Source organism: Bacteroidales bacterium (genome assembly GCA_023229505.1).
Taxonomy (GTDB): domain Bacteria; phylum Bacteroidota; class Bacteroidia; order Bacteroidales; family JAGOPY01; genus JAGOPY01.
The window spans coordinates 1-19,540 of record JALNZD010000046.1; the positions used below are offsets into that span (position 1 = coordinate 1).

Consider the following 19,540-nt stretch of genomic DNA (forward strand, 5'->3'; position numbering starts at 1 on the left):
GCTTCAATGGCTACCCGGGCCTTAAAGGCCGACGTAAATTTTCTTCTTTTTGCTTTCATAATACCACTGTTAAAATTAGACTTTTTTCAACTTAACCAGTGGTCTGAATTTTGGGGAGTATTATACAGAGTTTAAAAGAATGACAGGAAGAACAATATTTACAGCCAACCAGACAACAATAAAAACAACAATAGCAACACCAATTAGCCATGCGATTAAACTAGTTAACCCACTGTCCTCGGATGATGACGAATAAGAAACAGGACTTGTTTTCTTTGGGATTTTTCTCGTAATAATGCCATTGGGACAATCTTCTGTTGCGTGATTTTTACTGCCACAAACTTTACATTGAGTTGAAAAAGCTCCATGCGGACAGTCTTTTGTCGCATGTTCTTTGCTACCACAAACCTTACATTCTGTTGAAAATGCACCATGAGGACAATCTTTTGTTGCATGATTCTTACTACCACAAACCTTACATTTTGTGGAGAATCCACTATGTGGACAGTCTTTTGTCGCATGATCTTTACTTCCGCAAACTTTACATTCTACGGATAAGTTTCCATGAGGGCAATTACTTGTTGAATGTTCTAAACTCCCACATATAGAACATTTAGTTGAAAAAAGTCCCATATCAATAAGTTTTAATTGTTTGATCAATTATTTATAACTTTATGCTTCTCAACTCGCACTTAGCATGACCGCTAATACCTTATACCCGCTATTCCTGCTGCCCTATATATAAAATAGGCATGTGGATAGGCGATGGAGTATAGGGTGTTAGTTCGGTTATACAAATGTTTTACAACCTCGTAAAGTTACAATTTTTTAGATTTTCCCACAAACATTCGTTTTCTTGGTCACTTAAGTCAAATCATGAAGATTGAAATGCAGGGTGCAGATACATAAGGCAAATCAGCAAGGACGATTTTACATTTAACATGAGGGGGAATTCAGAGGAATCAACTTGGTTTGGGGTTGTATGGATTCATGTTATCAAATAGTCAGTGCCAAAACCTTTTTATGAATCAGAAATCCTATAAATTTTTGCTATTTTTACAAAAAAAATTGTAATGAGTGCATTAGTAATCAAAGCAGATAATCAAAGTAATAAAATTCTTAAGGAATTGGCAAAAAAGCTGGGAGCAAATGTCCTTAATATTAATGATGATCAATATGAGGATTTATCATTGGGTTATCTAATGGATAAAACTAAAACCGGAAAAAGCGTAAGCCGGGCTTCGATTATAAAAAAAATTTATAATAGCGCATAGGAAAGATATTTATAAATCCTTTCCTTAAATTTGGCCAGTCATGCAAACCCGTCCCATAAAAACCCTTCTTAAATCAAAGCCGACCCTTGAAGGAGCCGGCGTTCACCTGAAGCGCGCCTTCGGGTATTATGAAGTACCGCAATTCGATCCGTTCCTGTTGATGGACGATTTCAGGAATGACGAGCCGAATAAATATCTCCGGGGCTTTCCCTGGCATCCGCACCGGGGGATTGAGACCATTACCTACATGCTGGAAGGTTTTGCCGAGCATGGCGACAGCATGGGAAACAAGGGGACGATCGGACCGGGAGATATTCAATGGATGACGGCCGGGAGCGGCATCATCCACCAGGAAATGCCAAAACCGGGGCCTGACGGTAAAATGTACGGCTTTCAGCTTTGGGCCAACCTTCCGGCATCGAATAAAATGATGCATCCAAGATACCAGGATGTGAAAGCGGCTGATATTCCTGAACTGATATTGGAAAACGGGGTGAAAATCCGTGTAATCTGTGGTGAAATAAATGGAATAAAAGGTCCGGTCAGAGATATCATTATTGACCCGGAATACCTGGATATTACTGTTCCGCCTGATGCCGGATATGTCCATCCCACTAAAAAAGGCTATACGGTTTTTGCCTACGTGATCGGAGGAGACGGGGAGACGGGGAGACATGGAGACGGGGAGACGGGGAGACATGGAGACGGGGAGACGGGGAGATATGGAGACGGGGAGACGGGGAGACATGGAGACGGGGAGACATGGGGAAAAGGGGAGAATTTTGTGGAAAATGAAATGCTGGTGCTATTCGAGGATGGCGATCAGGTGAGCTTTAAAACCGGGGGAGAGCCGATGCGATTTCTTTTAATATCCGGAAAACCGCTCAGCGAGCCCATTGCCTGGGGCGGGCCGATCGTGATGAATACAACTGAGGAATTGGATCTGGCGTTTGAGGAATACCGTCGCGGGACGTTTATCAGATAGTAATTTCATGGACGATTGAACATGGACGATGGACGATTTTACATTTCATTTAGAATGTGCCATTTCACAAAGGAAATGAAATTAATATCTGTCATATTTTTTGTTTGCCTATTTGCCGGAATACCGTTTTGTGGAGTATCACAAAGTGAAGTGGGTTCGAACAACAAATGGTGGGTCGGAATGAGCGTTGCCCCGCAGTTTTCTCACCCGTACTACCGAACATCTCCTAAATATCAGCCTATTGCCGATTTGCATGATTCATTATATTCGGAAAATACGGGCTTTTCAATCGGCCCTGTGATACACTTTCAATTTAATGAGCATTTAACTTTGAATTCAGGCTTGTTATTGGCAGATGAAAGATCTGAATCCCTGACATTAAAACTTGGCCCTGGATCTGATCCTGCACTTTATCCCTGTGATTGCTACTCAATTAAATTATCAGACTTGTTCCTTGATATTCCGTTGATTTTAAAATACAATTATTTAAACGAGAAACTCATCAGCCTGTATGTAGCCGGAGGTTTCGTTAACCATTTCCGTTTTATTGAGAGCAGGAAATCATTCTACGAATGTCCATGGGCAGGCATGGAAGGTTTGGCCAGCTCCTATACAGGTTTCACAAACATGTTTTCCTATCAGCTTGCAGCATCTGTTGGAGCCGGAATCGAATTCAGGGCGGCAAAGAGACTCATGATCGCCTTTCATCCGTCTTTCGAAATTTCTTTACTGAATATTAAAGAATCCATGGAAATTCAGAAACTTTACTATTTACTCGGATTGAATCTGCAGGTTGTTTACCAATTGAATTGATCTTAAACTTTGATGATTTATATTGCAGATTTTCAATCATATGAAAAATCGTCCATCGTCCATGTTCAATCGTACATGAATTAAAACGCGATATTGGCTTCGTCCTGATCGAAATAGAGGTTAAACCTGACCTTTTCTGTTAAGCCGGTAAATTCTTCCACCAGGTCGGTACTTCTGTATTTTCTCCGTAGGCTGAACTGGTAAAATGCCTCTACATTGTTTCCCTCACCCTGGTTTTTCAGGTTAGTCAGCCGGACCCCACGGCAATACTTTTTCAGGATTTCCGAAACCTTTCCCTCGGTGGCTTTGGAAGGAGGATAAATTACTTGTAGCACATACTCGGCTTTTCCTGGAGCACCGAAATTAAAAGTGACCATGACCACCGATACGAGGCAGATGACCAGCGTACTGGCAATAGCTATGGCATGCAGGCCGACCCCGGAAGCCATCCCCACCGCCAGGGCAAAAAAGATGTAGACGATATCCTGTACATCCCTCACTGCCGTCCGGAACCGGATGATCGACATGGCGCCCACAAGGCCGAAAGCACGTGCCAGGTTATTGCCTATCACCATGATCACCAAAGTAGTAATTAACGACAACAATACCAGCGAATTGACGTAGGTTGCCGAATAGCTTGGGCCTTTGTAAATATACCGGTAAACCAGTGCTATGACAATCCCGCAGGCAAGCGAAACTGCCAGGTTGGTCAGCACAGTGTAAACGCTGAGCGGGAAAAGATCTATGCTTTGAAATTCTTCTAACATCTGGTTATTGATTATATACCTTTCCAGTGCATCAGCCTGAACATATCCGCCTTCCGCGACGGCTCGGTCAGGTGATGGGAATCTATACAAAAGACATATTTTGATGCCGACCGTTTGATCAGTCCTAACCTTCCGATGATAGGCCTAAGCCAGCCCGGAAAATGATCTTTGAACTTAACCTCGAAGATGAAGTTGTTTTTGAGGGCCGGAATAGCTTTTTCCTCTGAATATAGATCATCGATATTTGGATAAGCTACACTCCGCAAATTTTTATCAATCGTTACCCTCACGTCATTCTTAAACCGGTCGTAATAAGCTTCCCGCTCATAGATCACCAGGACTACCGGTTTTAGGTTATTTCTGTAAACGTGATAAAGAAACTTCCCTGCACCATTCACCCCATGATCATCTTCGACATCACCGAATGCCCTGGAACCTTCACCGGCCAACAGACGTTTCATGACTTCAAATGTTAACCGTTCACGGTCTTTTTCAATGGGTTCCTTGAATTTCCTTTTGATCTCGAGAAAAACCATATCATCCCCGTTTGGCCGGTTATAGCCCCTGATCCTGATCTTTTTCCTGGTTTTGTATCCGTCGATTTTTTCGAAATAGTAATCGAACCGGGATGTGTCGAAATAAACAGACCTGACGGTATATTGATGATCGGCCATTGCCAAAGCATAGGGATCAAGCTCGACATAAGGGCTTATAGCCTCCCGGAGCTGATCCATCCGGCTGACCGGCACGACGTATTTGAATTCATACTTCATGGGTCAGAAAGATACGGAAAAATTCCGTTTAAGATACTCGAGAAGCGAAACTTTATCGCAATAAATCCTGCATTGGACCACCATACCGGGATAAATTCCCTGCGTTGGCTCTGTCGTTACCGCCCTGGCTATGACGAACTGCTGGTTCTGGATCAAATTGATAGTTTCATCAAATCCTTTAAAAGAAGCGTTGACAGTTATTTTATTATCAGGAGTAGAGAATGTAACCTTGTATAAGCTGTTCAGGTAGGAAGAATGCTGGTAAGGCACCGGTATCTTGAGCAAAAGCCTGCTGATGTCGCTTACCTTGAGAATCCCGCCGATTTCAGTATCATAGCTCAGCAGGCCACTTATAGGAGGTGCAATAGTATATTGTGCTTTCTGGGTTTCAAGCCGGCTAATTTCTATTTCGTAAGAACGGATTTTCTGCTCTGAAAGATTTATAACCGGTTCTTTTTCCCCGGTGCTCAAAGACATCAATGCATCATAAGCGACCTGGGTATTAATTTCTGCCAGCTTCAGTGCATTTTCATACATATCATAATCGGCCGGGGTGATCACACTGTCGCTATAAAGCCTTTCCTGCCTGGCAAAGTTCTTCTTTTCCAGGTCCAGTTGCTGCATGGCGTAATTATACTGCCGCTGCGCCTGTTCCACCATCGACTGCTTCTCGCCGGTGGAAACCACATTCATGTTCGCAATCTCGACCTCGCGAAGGTTATTGAGGCGGGTAATCTCGTTCTGGATAAAATAGGATTCAATGTAAGCTACCGTATCATTTACGCCGATGGCAGTATCAAATTCAAGGTCTTCCCTGATCACCAGTTCCGCAATATCCCCTCTTTCAAAACGGTAATTTTTAAAATCCCCCAGGGCATCGGTTTCATAATTATACGTCTGGCTCCAGAATCCTTCTTCCGTGCCCCGCGATAGTTTCCATTCCTTCACGGGATAAACTTTTGCGGATACTACAAAACTATAACGTACCGGGATAGGCAGGAAAATGACAAGGATGGCCAAAATAAGAAGAAGAATAAGTATGTGACGCTTATTGATATGCATTAGGATCAATTTCCTGCTCAAAAACAGTTTAAAATGCTAAATATAGGGAATAAGCGCTATTTCTAGCAACGCAAAGTTAATTTATTATTGAGTTTTATATTGAATAATTGCTCTAGCCTATTCCTTAATTATCCAACTTTTATTTCGTATTGAAACTTTGTCGGGATTGAAATCCCAGTTCATGTTATTAAACTCAATTATTTTATCTGCAAATTCAATGACTTCAACACAGCTATTTTTAACTGAATGATTCATTAAATTTTTGATTACAATAAATAATCCCGGTTCGATAACCTTTCTGATCGTATTAGACTCTATAATAACCAAGGCGTTATCCGGTATTATTCTCAAAATAGCATTAATCCCTTTTTCCAAAGAATTTCTGTCCACTATCAACAGGTAAACTTTTTTAGCGCCTGCTTTCAGCATTCTTGAGGTGTCTTTAGATGAATCCATTGTCTTTTCTTCAATAATTTCATAATCACCGGTTAATGAGTCGCATAAACCACAGCCCTCTGCACCTCTATGACAACTTACTTCATTCTTATCTACAGGTATTACTTTTACCCCGATTATTTCTTTCTGAGTTGAATGTTTTTCAATTATTCTGCAGGCAAACTCTGTTTTTCCTGTATTTCTACCAGTGGATCCAATGATCAGAATATTTGATTTGACGGTCATTCGGTCGCTGCTTTAGATAAAATCATCGCCTATTCCTTTGATGTGGTTCCGGAAGAAGCTCCGGGAAAAGCAAGGGCTTCGGTTAAAACAAAAGCTGCCTGGAGCCAGGATGTGGGGCATAGCGGAAAACATTCCATGCAGTCGTGGCACTCCTTAGATGCTATTTCCGGAATGAAACTAATCTCTTTGTTTATTCCCCTGTCGATAAATCCAACGGCGTTCAGCTTCTTTACCTCGGCACAGTATCGGACACATAGGCCGCAATGGATGCAGAAAGAGGCCTCTTTTTCAAAACGATCTTTGTCTGCACCATATTCCCGGGCCATATCCTGCAATTGCTTTGAATTCGGTGCATGAGCCAGCAGCAGCTCCAGGATGGTTTTGCGAATTCTGTCTATCTTCTCAGACCGGGTTCTTACCACCAGGTTTTCTTCAACCGGGTAAACACAGGAAACCACGAGCTTTGCGGAATTGCCGGATCCTGCTTCGACGATGCAAAGCCGGCAACCACCAAAAGGTATCAGTTTTTCGTGGTGACAGAGTTTGGGTATGGATATCCCTGCACCCTGGGCTGCCTCCAGGACTGTGGTCCCTTCCCTTGCATTGACTTGTTTTCCATCGATCTGTAAAAGGATATCCTTCATACTAATTGCTGCTACCGGTTATCATTCGTTCTTCTTCAGGAACAGGAGAAGGCACTGGTCCGCCGGAGATCTTTTTCACCGCACTAAAGCGGGCGGGGCAAACTTCAAAGCAAGTTCCGCAATTTGTACATTTCTCCTGGTCAATTATATGGATCTTTTTCTTTTCACCATCAATCGCGTCGACAGGGCACTTTTTAAAGCAGATCATACAGGCCCTGCACTTTTCCGGGTCAATATAATATTTGATCAGCTCCTTGCAGTATAAAGCCGGACATCTTTTCTCCCTGATATGTGCCTCATATTCATCCCTGAAATAGCGTAACGTACTTAGAAACGGGTTTGGGGCACTCTTACCGAGGGCACAGAGGGAGGCTTCCATGGCTGTTTCGGACAACACTTCCAAAAGTTCGATGTCGCCTTCTTTTCCCTTTCCTTCGGTGATATTGGTGAGAATCTTATTCATCTGTCTCAGGCCTTCACGGCAGGGGACACATTTGCCGCAGCTTTCATCGGTGAGGAAATTAATGAAGTACCTGGCGACATCAACCATACAGGTAGCTTCGTCCATTACGATCATGCCACCAGACCCCATCATTGAGCCGGCCCCGGTCAGTTCATCAAAACCAACTTCCAGGTCTAACTGTTCCTCGGGGATACAGCCTCCGGACGGCCCTCCTGTCTGCACTGCTTTGAACTTCTTGCCTCCGGGAATTCCACCGCCTATCTTATAGATAATATCTCTGAGGGTCATACCCATGGGTACTTCAACAAGGCCGGTATTGGTAATTTTACCAACCAGGGAGAATATCTTTGTACCCTTGCTTCCTTCAGTTCCTATCTGAGTAAACCAGTCAGCGCCTTTATTGATGATAAGCGGCACATTCGCCCATGTCTCAACATTATTCAACACGCTGGGTTTATCCCAGAGGCCCCTGATGTTGGAGCGGACATACTTCGGCCTTGGCTCTCCGACCCTGCCTTCCAATGCAGTCATCAGAGCAGTTGATTCACCACAGACGAAAGCGCCGGCCCCCTGGTGCACTTTAACAGCGAAGTCAAATCCTGAGCCAAGGATGTTTTTCCCCAGTAATCCATACTGCTCAGCCTGCCTGATCGCGAGGTTGATATTCTCTACAGCCAGGGGGTATTCCTGCCTCACGTAAATATAGCCTTCATGGGACCCGATTGCATAGGCTCCAATGATCAAACCTTCAAGGACTGAATGAGGGTTTCCTTCAAGGAGAGCCCTGTCCATATAAGCTCCCGGATCTCCTTCATCTGCATTTACGATTACATATTTTATTTTTTCAGGGGCATCGCGGGATCCTTCCCATTTTCTCCCTGTAAGAAAGCCGCCGCCGCCCCTTCCTCTCAGTTCAGATTTTTTCACTTCCTCCAGGACTTCTTCAGGAGTCATCCCTGCAAGTACTTTGGATATTGCTGAATAACCTCCAATTGCCACGTAATCATCGATGCTTTTGGGATCAATACTGCCGTTGGATCCGAAAACAAGCCGCTTCTGGTTTTTGTAGAAAGGGATTTCAGATTCAGAAACTATTTTTTTATCTGTTTCGGGGTCAGTATAGAGCAGACGATCTATGACCTTTTTCCCATTTACAGCCTCAGAGACAATTTCCGGAACATCCTCAGGTTTTATTTGTAAATATGTAGTTTCACCCGGGTGATTAACAATAATAGGACCCCTCTCACAAAAACCATGACAACCTGTCTTCCTGATTTCAACTTCATCACTTAAGCCCTGTTTTTTAATCTCCTCTTCAATTCCGGCACCAACTTCTTCACTACCTGAAGCATTGCAGGCAGAACCGGAGCAGAGTGTTATACATGGTTTATTTGGATCTCTTTTGGATAATATTTCCTGCCGGAATTTCTTTAATTCTTCAGGTGTATTTAACCGTATCATAATTCCCCCCTATTCATAGCTTTTTAACACCCCGGCTGTTTTGCTTACCGAGACCTTACCGTGAGTCTTCCCATTGATCTCGATCACCGGCCCCAGAGCACAGCATCCAAGACAGTTAACAGTTTCAAGGCTGAATTTCATTTCCACATCCGTTTCGCCGGGTTTAATTCCGGTCAGGTCTTCCACCGTTTCGAGGATACGGTTTGCACCACGAACATGACAGGCAGTACCAACACAAATGTGAATTTCATGACGTCCTTTAGGAACTAAATTAAAAGCTTTATAAAAAGTAGCTATATGCTGTATCCGGGTAAAAGGCACTTGTAATTTTTGGCTGACCCTCTCAAGGGCTTCCCTGGGGAGCCAATGATTTTCGCTCTGGATCTCAAGTAATACCTGGATGAGTGAACTGGCTTCGCCCTGGTGCTTATCTATGATCTGATCGATTCTTTCGTTATCCATATTCTAAATTAAATTCCAAATTCCAAATTCCAAGCGGACTTGCCCGCAAAACTTGGAGCTGGGGCTTTGAATTTATTGTTTGGGGCTTCATGCAAGCGTATAACATTTGCTGTGTACATCGTACCTGACCAATCCCAGCCTTGATGAACCGATCATGTGCCGTGCTAATTCTGACGGGCTCAGGCCTAAAGAATCAGCGATCTCACCTGTCGAAAGGGGTTTTTCCCCAAGGAGTGACGTAATTTGGCTTATTGCCAGTTTATCTGCAATTAATTCTTCAAACAATCTTTTAAATTCGTCACTATTGAAAAACCCGTGATACGCTTCTTCGGTTCTGTCCGGTACACGGAGCTTCTGCGTCAACACGAGCTTGATGTAGGGGATGAGCTTATTTACCGCTTCAAATTTAAATGCCAATGCCTGATTGTCCATGCCTTCGGCTTTTCCAAGAGGTCCCAACTTCGTAACCTCCGCGCTGTATTCATTCATAAAATTGGCAAAGCGGATCCCTTCGCCGGCAGATACCCATTCAAGCCTCAATCGTTCGGGAAAAATGCCGATGCACTCAAGTAATTTTTTGCATACCTGAACCATGCTGAATGTGTTGAAATTCCCCTGAGTAACATAGTGGCAATCGCAAAGATGGCAGCCACCTATAAATATGCCGTCGATCCCATTGTTAAAAGCCCGGATTATATGCAGCAGGTCAACCCTGGAAGAGCACATCACCCTGATGAGCCTTATATGCGGGGGATATTGAAAACGGGAAACACCGCAAAGGTCGGCCCCTCCGTAGCAGCACCAATTACATACGATGCCTATCATTTTTGGCTGAAAGTTATGTTCTGTACTCATTTTTTCTCATTTCAAATTCCAAGCTCCAAATTACAAATTACAAATCCGTTGCCGCGTCGATCTGGCAAAACAGCTCTTCATCGGTATAGTGTTTCAGCGAAATTGCTGAAGTCGGACACACCGCGTTACAAAGGCCATCTCCTTTGCAGAGAACAGAATTAACAGCAGCCTTTTTGCCTTTTGGCGTATCCTGAAACTCTATCGCACCATAGGTACACACGGAGATGCATGCCCCGCACGCTACACAATCATTCTCCTTCACCTCGCAAACAGAGCCGGAAGCGGTGACCGTGTCCTGTGACAGAAGAGTTACAGCCCGTCCGGCAGCGCCATAAGCCTGGCTGATAGTTTCCGATATATGCTTGGGATAGTGAGCTGTTCCACACAGAAAAATACCTTCAGCGGCAAAGTCAACTGGTCTTAATTTAACATGCGCTTCCTGGAAGAAACCATCCTGGCCCATGCCGACCTTGAATAACTGTGCTACTTCCAGGCTGCCTGCCGAAGGAATGACGGCAGCAGCCAATGCTAACAGATCGGCATCTATGGCAAGCCTCTTACCTAAGATCGGATCCTGAACAATAACCCGTAAAATTTCTTTTCCTTCTTGTGTTAAAGCTTCCACCTGAGGCTTATCATCCGGTTCATACCGGATGAATTTTACATCTTTGTCAGACGCTTTACGGTAATAATCTTCACTGAATCCATAGGTCCTCATATCTCTGAAGAGAATGTAGATATCCAGTTTCGGGTTTATCTCTTTTAGTTTCAGGGCATTCTTTACAGAATGGCTGCAGCATACGCGGCTGCAGTAATTTCTGTCTTCCTGTCTGCACCCGACACATTGGATCATCACCAGGTTCTTAGCGTCAGTTAATCTTTTTTCTCCCCTGGCGATATGCTCGCCCAACTCCACCGAAGTAATTACCTTATCATTTTTCCCGTAAAGGTATTCTGTGGGTTTGTATTCGTCAGCACCAGTAGCAAGGATGGCTGCACCATGTTTAATATTTTTGATCCTTCCTTCAGATTTTACGGTAGTCAGAAAATTTCCCACATAACCGGAAACATCTGTGATGACAGCATCATGAGATACATATATTAAAGGGTGCTGATAAACCTTACGTATCAGATCGCGCAAATATTCCAGAACATCCATGCCCTCCAGTGTAGTAGGAATTCTCAGTGCCATTCCTCCCATGTTTGCATTCTTTTCCAGCAGGTGAACCTCAAATCCCTGATTGGCCAAGCTCAGGGCACTGGTCATCCCGGCCAGGCCTCCTCCGACCACTAGTGCCGTTTTGTTGACGGGCAGTTTGAATTCCTGCAGGGATTCCAGATTGATAGTCCGGGCTACCGACATTCTGACGATGTCCTTTGCTTTTTGTGTAGCCTCTTCCTTTTGTTTGGAATGGACCCAGGAGCAGTGCTCCCTGATATTCGCCATGTCGAATAAATATTGATTGATTCCCCCTTCCCGCAGTGTGTCCCTAAACAACGGCTCATGGGTCCTGGGGGTGCAGGCTGCGACAACCACGCGATTTAGCCCTTTTTCTTTGATTGTGTTAGATATTTGCTGGGCAGCATCCGTAGAACAGATAAAAAGGCCTTCTTCTGCGTGCACCACGCCATTAAGTGTTTTTGCATAATCAACCACGGAAGGAATGTCGACGACCCGTCCGATATTGGCGCCGCAATGGCAGGCAAAGACACCTACCCGGAGCTCTTCCTCAGAGACATCCCTTTCCGCAGGATAAACGCGTTCCCTGGATAGGTTTCCCCGTCTGGATCTCAGCAACTCACCGGTGAGGGCATTCGCACCGCTGGCTGTTACGACTGACTCGGGGATATCCATGGGGCCTGCGAAAGCTCCGCTGATGAAGACGCCCGGGCGGGAGGTCTTGATGGGATTCGTGGGATCGGTCTTGCAAAATCCATGGGAATTGAGTTCGATGCCGAATGTATCAGCGAACTGCTTCACACCTGCGGGAGGGTTTAATCCAACACCCAATACCACAAGATCGAACTCCTCCTCTTTAACCCCGTCAGCGTCGGTGGCATATTTTATGGTTACATTCTTCGTTTCCGGGATCTCTCTTCCTATCGATACATAGCTTCTTACAAAGCTGACCCCGGGAAAGTTCTCTGCTCTTTGATAGAATCGCTCGAAATCCTTGCCGTATGACCTTATATCATTGTGAAATATCGTCGCCTTCGTATCAGCGTCGTGGTCTTTAGCCAGTATCACCTGTTTTTGGATATAGGTGCAGCAGACTGATGAACAATAACTGTTGCCTTTCTCGAGGACCTGCCTGGAGCCGACACAGTGGATCCATGCGATCTTCTTAGGATGCTTCAGGTCGGATGGCCGCAGAATTTCACCGGCATGCGGACCAGTGGCACAGAGCAGCCGTTCAAAATCAAGGCTGGTGACCACGTTTGAAATCTTTCCGTAGCCATAATCGCCCCTTAATCCCGGATCAAACACCTCGTAACCTGGAGCCAGAACTATTGCCCCTACTTTTATTATTCTCTTCTCCGCTGTTTGATGCAGATCTATGGCGTTGTTTTTACAGATACCAACGCAAATAGAACATTTCTTGTCTTTAAGGAAAAGGCAGCTTTCATCTATATAAGGGTTAAGGGGAACTGCCTGAGGGAAGTATATATGGATAGCTTTATTCTGGGATAAGTCCTGATTGAACGGGTCAGAGATATGAACAGGGCAGTACTCCGTACAGACAGTACAACCTGTGCATTTGCTCTCTATAATGTATCGGGGTTTTTTATTCAGAGTTACGGTGAAGTCTCCTGCGTCTCCTTCTACATTTACAACTTCAGTATAGGTCAGAATTTCTATATTGGGATGCCTGTCGCATTCAATAAACTTGGGAGATTCTATGCACATAGAGCAGTCATTCGTGGGAAAGGTCTTATCAAGCTGGGCCATCTTGCCGCCAATGGTAGGTGCTTTCTCAACCAAATAAACCTTATAGCCTGTATTGGCAAGATCAAGAGCGGCCTGAATACCGCTGATCCCTCCACCAACAACAATAACATCTCCGAAATTGTCCTCTGCAGGCATATTAAAAAGTTGCTCCTCAAATAGTTCTTTTTCCACTTCTCTATGTCCTTCTCAGGTTTCTTTGATTCAGGAGATCACTTCCTGAATAATTTCTGTTATGTCTTTTATCTCGATGGCTTTACTATCCTTCCGGGACAACAAGCTATCTTCAAAATTGGCGATGCAATATGGGCAGGAAGTAACCATCACTTCAGCCCCGGTCTCTATAGCTTGTTCTATTCTAAGGTCGGAGAATCTTTCACCCTTTGGAGTGTCCATCCAAATCCTGCCACCACCACCACCACAGCACAGGCTATCTTCCATCGAATCAGCCATCTCGATCAGTTCTAAAGCAGATATTTTCTGTAATACCTTTCGGGGTTCATCATAAATGCCATTATGCCGGCCCAGGTAACATGGATCATGATATGTAACTTTTTTCCCATACTCCTTGATAAGCTCAAGCCTTCCCTCATTAATAAGCTCGGATAAATATTGGGCGATATGGACCACCTCAAAGTGTACCATAAATTCAGGATACTCGTTTTTAAAAGTATGGTAGCAATGAGGGGAAGAAACAAGAATTCTCTTCACACCATTATCAATAAAGGTTTTGATGTTCTCTTTCGCTAAATGTTTGAATAATTCCTCGTCACCCGTTTTGCGGATACTTTCTCCACAGCAATTCTCCCTGGAGCCCAGTATCCCGAAATTTACTCCTGCTTTTTTAAGGATATTGGCTGTGGCGGCGGCTACCTTTTTTAATCTTGGGTCATAACTGAGATAGCAACCGGGAAAATATAAAATTTCCATGTCCCCTGTGAACTCTTTTACAGCAAGGCCTTCTGTCCAATCTGCCCTCTTTTTTCGGTCTGCAAAGAAAGGGTTACCTTCAGCTTTTAGGCTTGATCTTATGGAACGGATAGGATTGGCGGAAGCCGGATAAATACCATATTCAGTTGCAATCCTGCGCAAGGCTATCCCCGATTCTACCTGTCTCACGTCTCTGGGACACACCTTGGAGCATTTTCCGCAGGTAGTGCATCGCCAAATTTCTTCACCTTCTATCTCAGACATACCGAAAGTAGCCTCCCGGACTATTTTGCGCATACTGAAATGTCTCAATTGATTCCATGGACAAACAACATCGCATTTCCCGCACTGGTAGCAAAATTTGAAAGCATCTCCACCCTTTTCCTTTATGATCTCAGCGATCTCTTTGTAGTCGGCTATATTTTCCATAATTCCAGTTCCCAGTTCCCAGTTTCAAGTTTCTAATTTCTAATTTCTAAATTCATGCGTTTTATACCTGCCCCTTCTTTGACAAAGACATTCGGGCAACGATATTCATTATTTTAAGCAATCCATATTTGTTTGCCAATGATTCCAGTCCTATCTCCAACTCATCCTGCTTCTCTTCTTCTTCTTCTATTTCTTCTTCCCTTTCTTCGTATATCAGGGCTTCATTTAAGCACCACTGCACACACAAGGGCTTTTCCTGTGGTGGATCACTTTCGCACATATCGCATTTTAGAGGAAGACCCGAATCAGGTTCTTTGAACACGTCTCTTGATGAGCAGGAAGCCCGGCAGAAAGCACACTCGTCGTATTCCTTTCCGTCAATCGTATATTTGTCTCTGCCGGCACATTCGGCTACAGCATACTCACCCGCATAAACAGGAACATATATGTCCGCGATCGGATCACGGATCACGCGAATACGGGACCTCGCCGGATTATTGCTGCTGTATTTTGGTGTGGCGTGAAAAGCGGAGCAGATTACTTCACATGCCATGCACCCAACGCATTTATCAACATCAATTCTTATTGTTTTAATTGTTTTATTTTTCTTTTCACCCTTCATGATTCCCGTCCTCCACTTTATTTTCCTGATTTTTTGCATAAGTTTCTTTAGAAGGGTCATTGTCAATATCTGTCAGGATCCTCCTCTGCTGGAAGTCTTCGTTAACGTAATCCAACTCCAATTCATGCAAGGAGTCTTTCGTAGGAATACCCTCATCATTCCAACCTTTAAATTTGTAATACTTATCCAGGAGATCCTTTTCAAGTTCGGGAAATCTTTTCTTCCAATGGTTCTCCGGGGGCTTCTCATCTTCTCTCCGCATGCCTCTTCTTATATTAACGGCCCTGACTAAAGTCCGGTACCTTTTGGCTGCTTGCGATAACTTGGCTTCATCCATATCGATCCCGACGCCTGATGAGATAAATTTCGGGTAATTGTGTATATGATACGGGGGCTTCAGGGGAAATGACGATAAACCGGAACACATCCCGAGGGCGTCATCGATGTAGTGCATCCGCTCTTGCCAGTCGACAATATCACAACACATTTCAACGGTCGGGTAAAAGGGCATCGACTTTTCCCCACGTGGTTCCCAGTCCAAAAGATATTGCTTGAACTTTTCATCAGGAACCTGGACCCAATCCTTTGCAAACTCTTCTCTCTCCTCTATCGTAGGAAAAGGTGCCTGGGGGAATTGCCCTTCAATCTGGGTAATGTTTATCTTCTCGCCGGTGGCATACATGAGGAAATAAATGGGATTCAGCATGGATAGCTTGAGAGGAAGCTGCTCAAGTTTCTTAATATTATTATGGGCATATTCTTCTGCGCCGTTACCAATCTGCTGGGCCGCCCAATAAGTCCCATTGGCCAGAACATCTCCTATCCCTTCCCGCCTGACAATTCTGTCCAGTAGCCAGAAAAATCTCCCTTCGTTATCGGACGGCATTCCCGGAAAGTCCTTATCAGTCAAAATTCCGGTTTCATAAAGCTCAAGGGCAAATGCCATAACCTGCGGGGTTGAAAATGCATCCACTCCATACTCTGTAGCACGCTGAGCGATTTTTAGACCAAAATCCAGGTCTGAATAGGCTGCCATTGTATACGTCAGTTTCGAGAAGCATTTCATCATGTATGTCGGAAATCCCGAAACGGAAATGGTTGCCGCGCATTTCAATGGACAGTTATAGCAACTGATGAGCCTTATCCGCGCACTTTCCAGAGTCTCCCTCCAATTCTTTTCGATTTCTTCGTTCCAAAATTCTTTTCTCCGGGTACGGGAATTTCCCCACATGAAACTCTCGGTGTGCCACTTCTCATCGTGGAGTTTCATCTCCTGCGGTGACCCAAGCCCGGCTAAAATGGGCATTACCCCTGGAATTGGCTTTTCTTCCCGGACTTTTATGTATTTTAGCACTTCGTTGCAAAGTTCCATAAATTCAGCCGGTCGGGCGACATTGACGTCCTTTGTTCCGCGAACAGCTATCGCCTTTACTCCTTTGTCTCCCATAACTGCCCCTATTCCGCCCCGGCTGGCACTGGACCTGCCCTGCTCGATGGAAGCAAAATAAACCCTGTTTTCACCGGCCAGGCCGATGGAAGCCACCTGGGCTTTCGGCTCATTCAACTCCTGCCGGATAAGTTCTTCAGTTTCAATAGCGCCTTTACCCTGCAAATGAGAGGCGTCACGTATTTCTACTTTGTCATTGTTTATCCACAAATAAACCAGTTCGGGGGACTTGCCGCGAAGGATCACTTTGTCATAACCGGCATACTTCAATTCCGGCGCCCAAAAACCCCCCATCATTGAAAATGCCATTAACTCAGTCTGAGGAGAAATGGTAGAGACAATAGTACGATTACAACCGGGAGCAGGTGTGCCACATAAAAGGCCAGTGGCAAATATTAGTAGATTATCAGGAGAGAAGGCTTCAACTTCAGGTGGAACCCTATCCCATAATATCTTGGCATTAGTACCTAACCCCCCCAGATATAGTTCTGTGTCAATTGGGTCAGTTGCAACCCTCTCAATGCTTCTTCGGGTTAGATCAATTTCTAAATTAAACCCTGTCTCTGCGTACCTCATTTTTTTTCATTCTGTTGCTATCAGCATAATGGCGGACTATAGGGTATCTCCAGATACAGATAATAAAATCCGGCTCTGCCTATATTCAAAAAAAAGTAAAAGTAAAAGTAAAATTTTAAATTTAACCCGGAACTCACAAATCAAATTTAAATGGTGAGAACTTGTCAAATCACATAATAATGAATTTATTATGTTTGAGTTCTGCATTTTTTTTTATATTTGAAGTCTGCATATTTATTTTACCAGGAACATAATATCTTAAACAATGAACGATAATCTTGATCCTTTATTTAAACCAAGAGCAGTTGCCCTGATCGGCGCCTCGGTTAAGGAACTTTCCATCGGGAATGTCATTATTAAAAACCTGCTTCATTATAACTACAGGGGTCCCGTGTTCCCCATCAATCCAAAAGTGGATGAGGTCCGGGGGCTGAAAGCCTATGCCTCTATATTGGATGTGCCCGGGGAGGTGGATCTTGCGCACATTGTGATACCTCCTCCTTTTGTACCGGAAGAGGTGGAAAACTGCGGGAAGAAAGGGATTAAGGCAATCATTATCAATACGGCAGGGTTTAAGGAAATGGGTGCCGCAGGTAGGGCGCTGGAAGATGATTTCCTTGCCAGGGCGCGGAAATACGGGATCCGGATCGTAGGCCCGAACTGCCAGGGAATCATCAACTCCGATCCGGAAATCAATGCTTATTGCAACTTCACCTTCACCTACCCGGAACCGGGCCATATCTCCGTGGTAGCCCAGAGCGGCGGCGTAGGCGCCGTGATCATGCAGGCTTTTTCTGATATGGGTATCGGTCAGCGGATGTACGCATCAACAGGAAACGGGTCGGATGTATCCATCGCGGAAATCATGAGTTATTACGGAAAAGACGATGGAACGAAAGCCATTGTGGTCTATGTTGAAAGCCTGGATAACCCGCTTGAATTTATCAATATAGCTAAACAGGTAACTGCCAAGAAACCAATTCTGGCCATGACTGCGGGGAGGACCGACAAGGGAGCGGAAGCTTCCCGGTCACACGTCGGTGGACTGGCAGGTAGTATCTCCATGGACCTCATCTTTAAAAAGGCAGGCATGCTTACCTTCAGCAACCAGGAAGAACTTTGCCATGCAGCAGTGGCACTTTCCTCGCAGCCGGTTCCTAAGGGCAATAAAGTGGGTATTATTACCAACACCGGCGGACCATCAGTTATCGCTATCGATGAACTGGTAAGCTGCGGACTGGAGATACCGCCGCTTTCAGAAAATGCAGCAGAGACGCTGAAGGGGACGATGCTGGAGCAGGCTTCCATCCGTAACCCCCTGGATGTCGTTGCCACTGCCGGCCCGGGCCACTTCAAAAGCGCACTCGAAGTGATGATGAATGAGCCGCAGTTCGACAGCATATATCTGAATTTTGTAACTCCTCCGTTCGTCGATTGTGAGAATGTCGCCCGTGAGATAGCAGCCGCCGCAAAGGCCGGCAGCAAGCCGATCGTATGCAACTATATGACGGATAAACAGAAATGGAGCGGCACCTCAAAAATTCTTAAGGATGGAGGAATCCCCTGTTTTGATTTCGCTGAAACTGCGGCCCGGGCTCTTTATTCGATGGTCTGCTATAATAAAATAAGATCGGCGAAAGAGGGCACTGTAAAAACATTCACGGATGTAAATAAAGATGCGGTCCGTTCCATTCTCGACAATGCCTGGTCACAGAAAAGGGAGGTCCTTTCTGCAGCGGAAGTTTATGGCATACTCGAGGCATACCGGGTACCGGTTGCCCCCTGGAAAGTGGCGAATGATAAGGATGAGGTCATTGCTGCCGCAAACGGGATCGGGTTCCCTGTCGTTATAAAAGCTGATTCTGAAAAGATCATCCACAAGAGCGATGTAGGCGGTGTGGCCGTTAATATCCAGGATGCACAGGAAGCAGCCGCGGTGGCCGAAACCATGACCAGGAATCTTGGGGACGGAATAAAATTCTTTGTACAGAAATACCTTCCGAAGGGACGGGAGTTGATCATCGGTGCAAAAGCGGTAGCAGGCGTCGGCCATATTATTATGTTCGGCCTCGGCGGGATCTTTGTGGAGGTATTCAGGGATGTGGCTTTTTCAATCAGCCCTGTCAGTGACATTGAAGCCCTGGAAATGATCAGTTCCATTAAAGCTGCACCGTTGATAAATGGATTCAGGGGTGAAAAAGGGATCAACAAAGACAAGGTCGTGGAGATCATCCAGCGCATTTCCATGCTGGGAACGGATTTCCCCGGAATCAAAGAGCTTGACCTCAACCCTCTCTTTGCAACGGGCGATGAAATTTGTGTTGTTGATGCCAGGATCCTACTTTGATC

General features: G+C 44.9%; 17 protein-coding genes. 4 read left to right on the forward strand and 13 right to left on the reverse strand.

All coding sequences use genetic code 11. The features are described 5' to 3' along the window. Positions 1–120 precede the first annotated feature (120 nt). Positions 121–660, reverse strand: a complete 540-nt coding sequence (locus M0Q51_13965; GenBank protein MCK9401082.1) for a hypothetical protein — start codon at positions 658–660, stop codon at positions 121–123. A 413-nt stretch (positions 661–1,073) separates the two neighbouring features. On the opposite strand from M0Q51_13965, the gene M0Q51_13970 reads away from it, so the two are divergent. The 3 genes from M0Q51_13970 to M0Q51_13980 all read left to right on the forward strand — a co-directional run bounded on the left by M0Q51_13970 (position 1,074) and on the right by M0Q51_13980 (position 3,072). Continuing rightward, positions 1,074–1,274: a hypothetical protein gene (locus M0Q51_13970; GenBank protein ID MCK9401083.1), complete on the forward strand. Its 201-nt coding sequence runs from the start codon at positions 1,074–1,076 to the stop codon at positions 1,272–1,274. Positions 1,275–1,314: 40 nt separating this feature from the next. Next, positions 1,315–2,259, forward strand: coding sequence for a pirin family protein (locus M0Q51_13975; GenBank protein ID MCK9401084.1), 945 nt, complete (start codon positions 1,315–1,317; stop codon positions 2,257–2,259). 180 nt (positions 2,260–2,439) lie between these two features. Beyond that, complete coding sequence (locus tag M0Q51_13980; protein MCK9401085.1) at positions 2,440–3,072, forward strand: PorT family protein; 633 nt, start codon at positions 2,440–2,442, stop codon at positions 3,070–3,072. A gap of 80 nt (positions 3,073–3,152) precedes the next feature. Here M0Q51_13980 and M0Q51_13985 read toward each other — a convergent pair whose 3' ends face one another. The 12 genes from M0Q51_13985 to M0Q51_14040 form a co-directional block, all read right to left on the reverse strand. After that, entirely contained in the window at positions 3,153–3,929 is a 777-nt protein-coding gene (locus M0Q51_13985; protein ID MCK9401086.1) for a DUF4956 domain-containing protein, read from the reverse strand. After that, positions 3,851–4,612 (reverse strand): polyphosphate polymerase domain-containing protein, encoded by a 762-nt coding sequence (locus tag M0Q51_13990; GenBank protein ID MCK9401087.1) that lies wholly within the window; start codon positions 4,610–4,612, stop codon positions 3,851–3,853. The genes M0Q51_13985 and M0Q51_13990 overlap by 79 nt, the downstream gene beginning before the upstream one ends. A 3-nt stretch (positions 4,613–4,615) precedes the next feature. After that, positions 4,616–5,674 (reverse strand): hypothetical protein, encoded by a 1,059-nt coding sequence (locus M0Q51_13995; protein ID MCK9401088.1) that lies wholly within the window; start codon positions 5,672–5,674, stop codon positions 4,616–4,618. A 117-nt stretch (positions 5,675–5,791) separates the two neighbouring features. Beyond that, positions 5,792–6,355 (reverse strand): hypothetical protein, encoded by a 564-nt coding sequence (locus M0Q51_14000; protein ID MCK9401089.1) that lies wholly within the window; start codon positions 6,353–6,355, stop codon positions 5,792–5,794. Between the two features lie 29 nt (positions 6,356–6,384). After that, positions 6,385–6,999 (reverse strand): 2Fe-2S iron-sulfur cluster-binding protein, encoded by a 615-nt coding sequence (locus M0Q51_14005; protein MCK9401090.1) that lies wholly within the window; start codon positions 6,997–6,999, stop codon positions 6,385–6,387. Between the two features lies 1 nt (position 7,000). Further along, the gene (locus M0Q51_14010) at positions 7,001–8,923 is read right to left on the reverse strand and encodes a 4Fe-4S binding protein (protein ID MCK9401091.1); all 1,923 of its coding nucleotides are present in this window, start codon (positions 8,921–8,923) and stop codon (positions 7,001–7,003) included. A 9-nt stretch (positions 8,924–8,932) separates the two neighbouring features. Further along, entirely contained in the window at positions 8,933–9,385 is a 453-nt protein-coding gene (locus M0Q51_14015) for an NAD(P)H-dependent oxidoreductase subunit E (protein ID MCK9401092.1), read from the reverse strand. 87 nt (positions 9,386–9,472) lie between these two features. Further along, a complete protein-coding gene (locus tag M0Q51_14020) occupies positions 9,473–10,240 on the reverse strand; it encodes a hydrogenase iron-sulfur subunit (GenBank protein ID MCK9401093.1) in 768 nt (255 codons plus the stop codon). 37 nt (positions 10,241–10,277) lie between these two features. After that, positions 10,278–13,361: a CoB--CoM heterodisulfide reductase iron-sulfur subunit A family protein gene (locus M0Q51_14025; protein ID MCK9401094.1), complete on the reverse strand. Its 3,084-nt coding sequence runs from the start codon at positions 13,359–13,361 to the stop codon at positions 10,278–10,280. Positions 13,362–13,391: 30 nt separating this feature from the next. Next, the gene (locus M0Q51_14030; GenBank protein MCK9401095.1) at positions 13,392–14,546 is read right to left on the reverse strand and encodes a (Fe-S)-binding protein; all 1,155 of its coding nucleotides are present in this window, start codon (positions 14,544–14,546) and stop codon (positions 13,392–13,394) included. 61 nt (positions 14,547–14,607) lie between these two features. Then, positions 14,608–15,099 (reverse strand): hypothetical protein, encoded by a 492-nt coding sequence (locus M0Q51_14035; GenBank protein MCK9401096.1) that lies wholly within the window; start codon positions 15,097–15,099, stop codon positions 14,608–14,610. Between the two features lie 58 nt (positions 15,100–15,157). Beyond that, entirely contained in the window at positions 15,158–17,191 is a 2,034-nt protein-coding gene (locus M0Q51_14040; protein MCK9401097.1) for a hypothetical protein, read from the reverse strand. A 265-nt stretch (positions 17,192–17,456) separates the two neighbouring features. Between M0Q51_14040 and M0Q51_14045 the strand changes: the two genes are divergently transcribed. Continuing rightward, positions 17,457–19,538 (forward strand): acetate--CoA ligase family protein, encoded by a 2,082-nt coding sequence (locus M0Q51_14045; protein MCK9401098.1) that lies wholly within the window; start codon positions 17,457–17,459, stop codon positions 19,536–19,538. Positions 19,539–19,540 lie beyond the last annotated feature (2 nt).

Excerpts from the sequence above, each read along its gene's own strand:
- M0Q51_14040 (MCK9401097.1), bottom strand. The coding sequence starts at position 17,191 with ATGAGGTACGCAGAGACAGGGTTTAATTTAGAAATTGATCTAACCCGA.
- M0Q51_14045 (MCK9401098.1), top strand. The coding sequence starts at position 17,457 with ATGAACGATAATCTTGATCCTTTATTTAAACCAAGAGCAGTTGCCCTG.
- M0Q51_13990 (MCK9401087.1), bottom strand. The coding sequence starts at position 4,612 with ATGAAGTATGAATTCAAATACGTCGTGCCGGTCAGCCGGATGGATCAG.
- M0Q51_14035 (MCK9401096.1), bottom strand. The coding sequence starts at position 15,099 with ATGGCATGTGAAGTAATCTGCTCCGCTTTTCACGCCACACCAAAATAC.
- M0Q51_14030 (MCK9401095.1), bottom strand. The coding sequence starts at position 14,546 with ATGGAAAATATAGCCGACTACAAAGAGATCGCTGAGATCATAAAGGAA.
- M0Q51_14010 (MCK9401091.1), bottom strand. The coding sequence starts at position 8,923 with ATGATACGGTTAAATACACCTGAAGAATTAAAGAAATTCCGGCAGGAA.
- M0Q51_14000 (MCK9401089.1), bottom strand. The coding sequence starts at position 6,355 with ATGACCGTCAAATCAAATATTCTGATCATTGGATCCACTGGTAGAAAT.
- M0Q51_14005 (MCK9401090.1), bottom strand. The coding sequence starts at position 6,999 with ATGAAGGATATCCTTTTACAGATCGATGGAAAACAAGTCAATGCAAGG.
- M0Q51_14015 (MCK9401092.1), bottom strand. The coding sequence starts at position 9,385 with ATGGATAACGAAAGAATCGATCAGATCATAGATAAGCACCAGGGCGAA.
- M0Q51_14020 (MCK9401093.1), bottom strand. The coding sequence starts at position 10,240 with ATGAGTACAGAACATAACTTTCAGCCAAAAATGATAGGCATCGTATGT.
- M0Q51_13980 (MCK9401085.1), top strand. The coding sequence starts at position 2,440 with ATGAGCGTTGCCCCGCAGTTTTCTCACCCGTACTACCGAACATCTCCT.
- M0Q51_13970 (MCK9401083.1), top strand. The coding sequence starts at position 1,074 with ATGAGTGCATTAGTAATCAAAGCAGATAATCAAAGTAATAAAATTCTT.
- M0Q51_13995 (MCK9401088.1), bottom strand. The coding sequence starts at position 5,674 with ATGCATATCAATAAGCGTCACATACTTATTCTTCTTCTTATTTTGGCC.
- M0Q51_13975 (MCK9401084.1), top strand. The coding sequence starts at position 1,315 with ATGCAAACCCGTCCCATAAAAACCCTTCTTAAATCAAAGCCGACCCTT.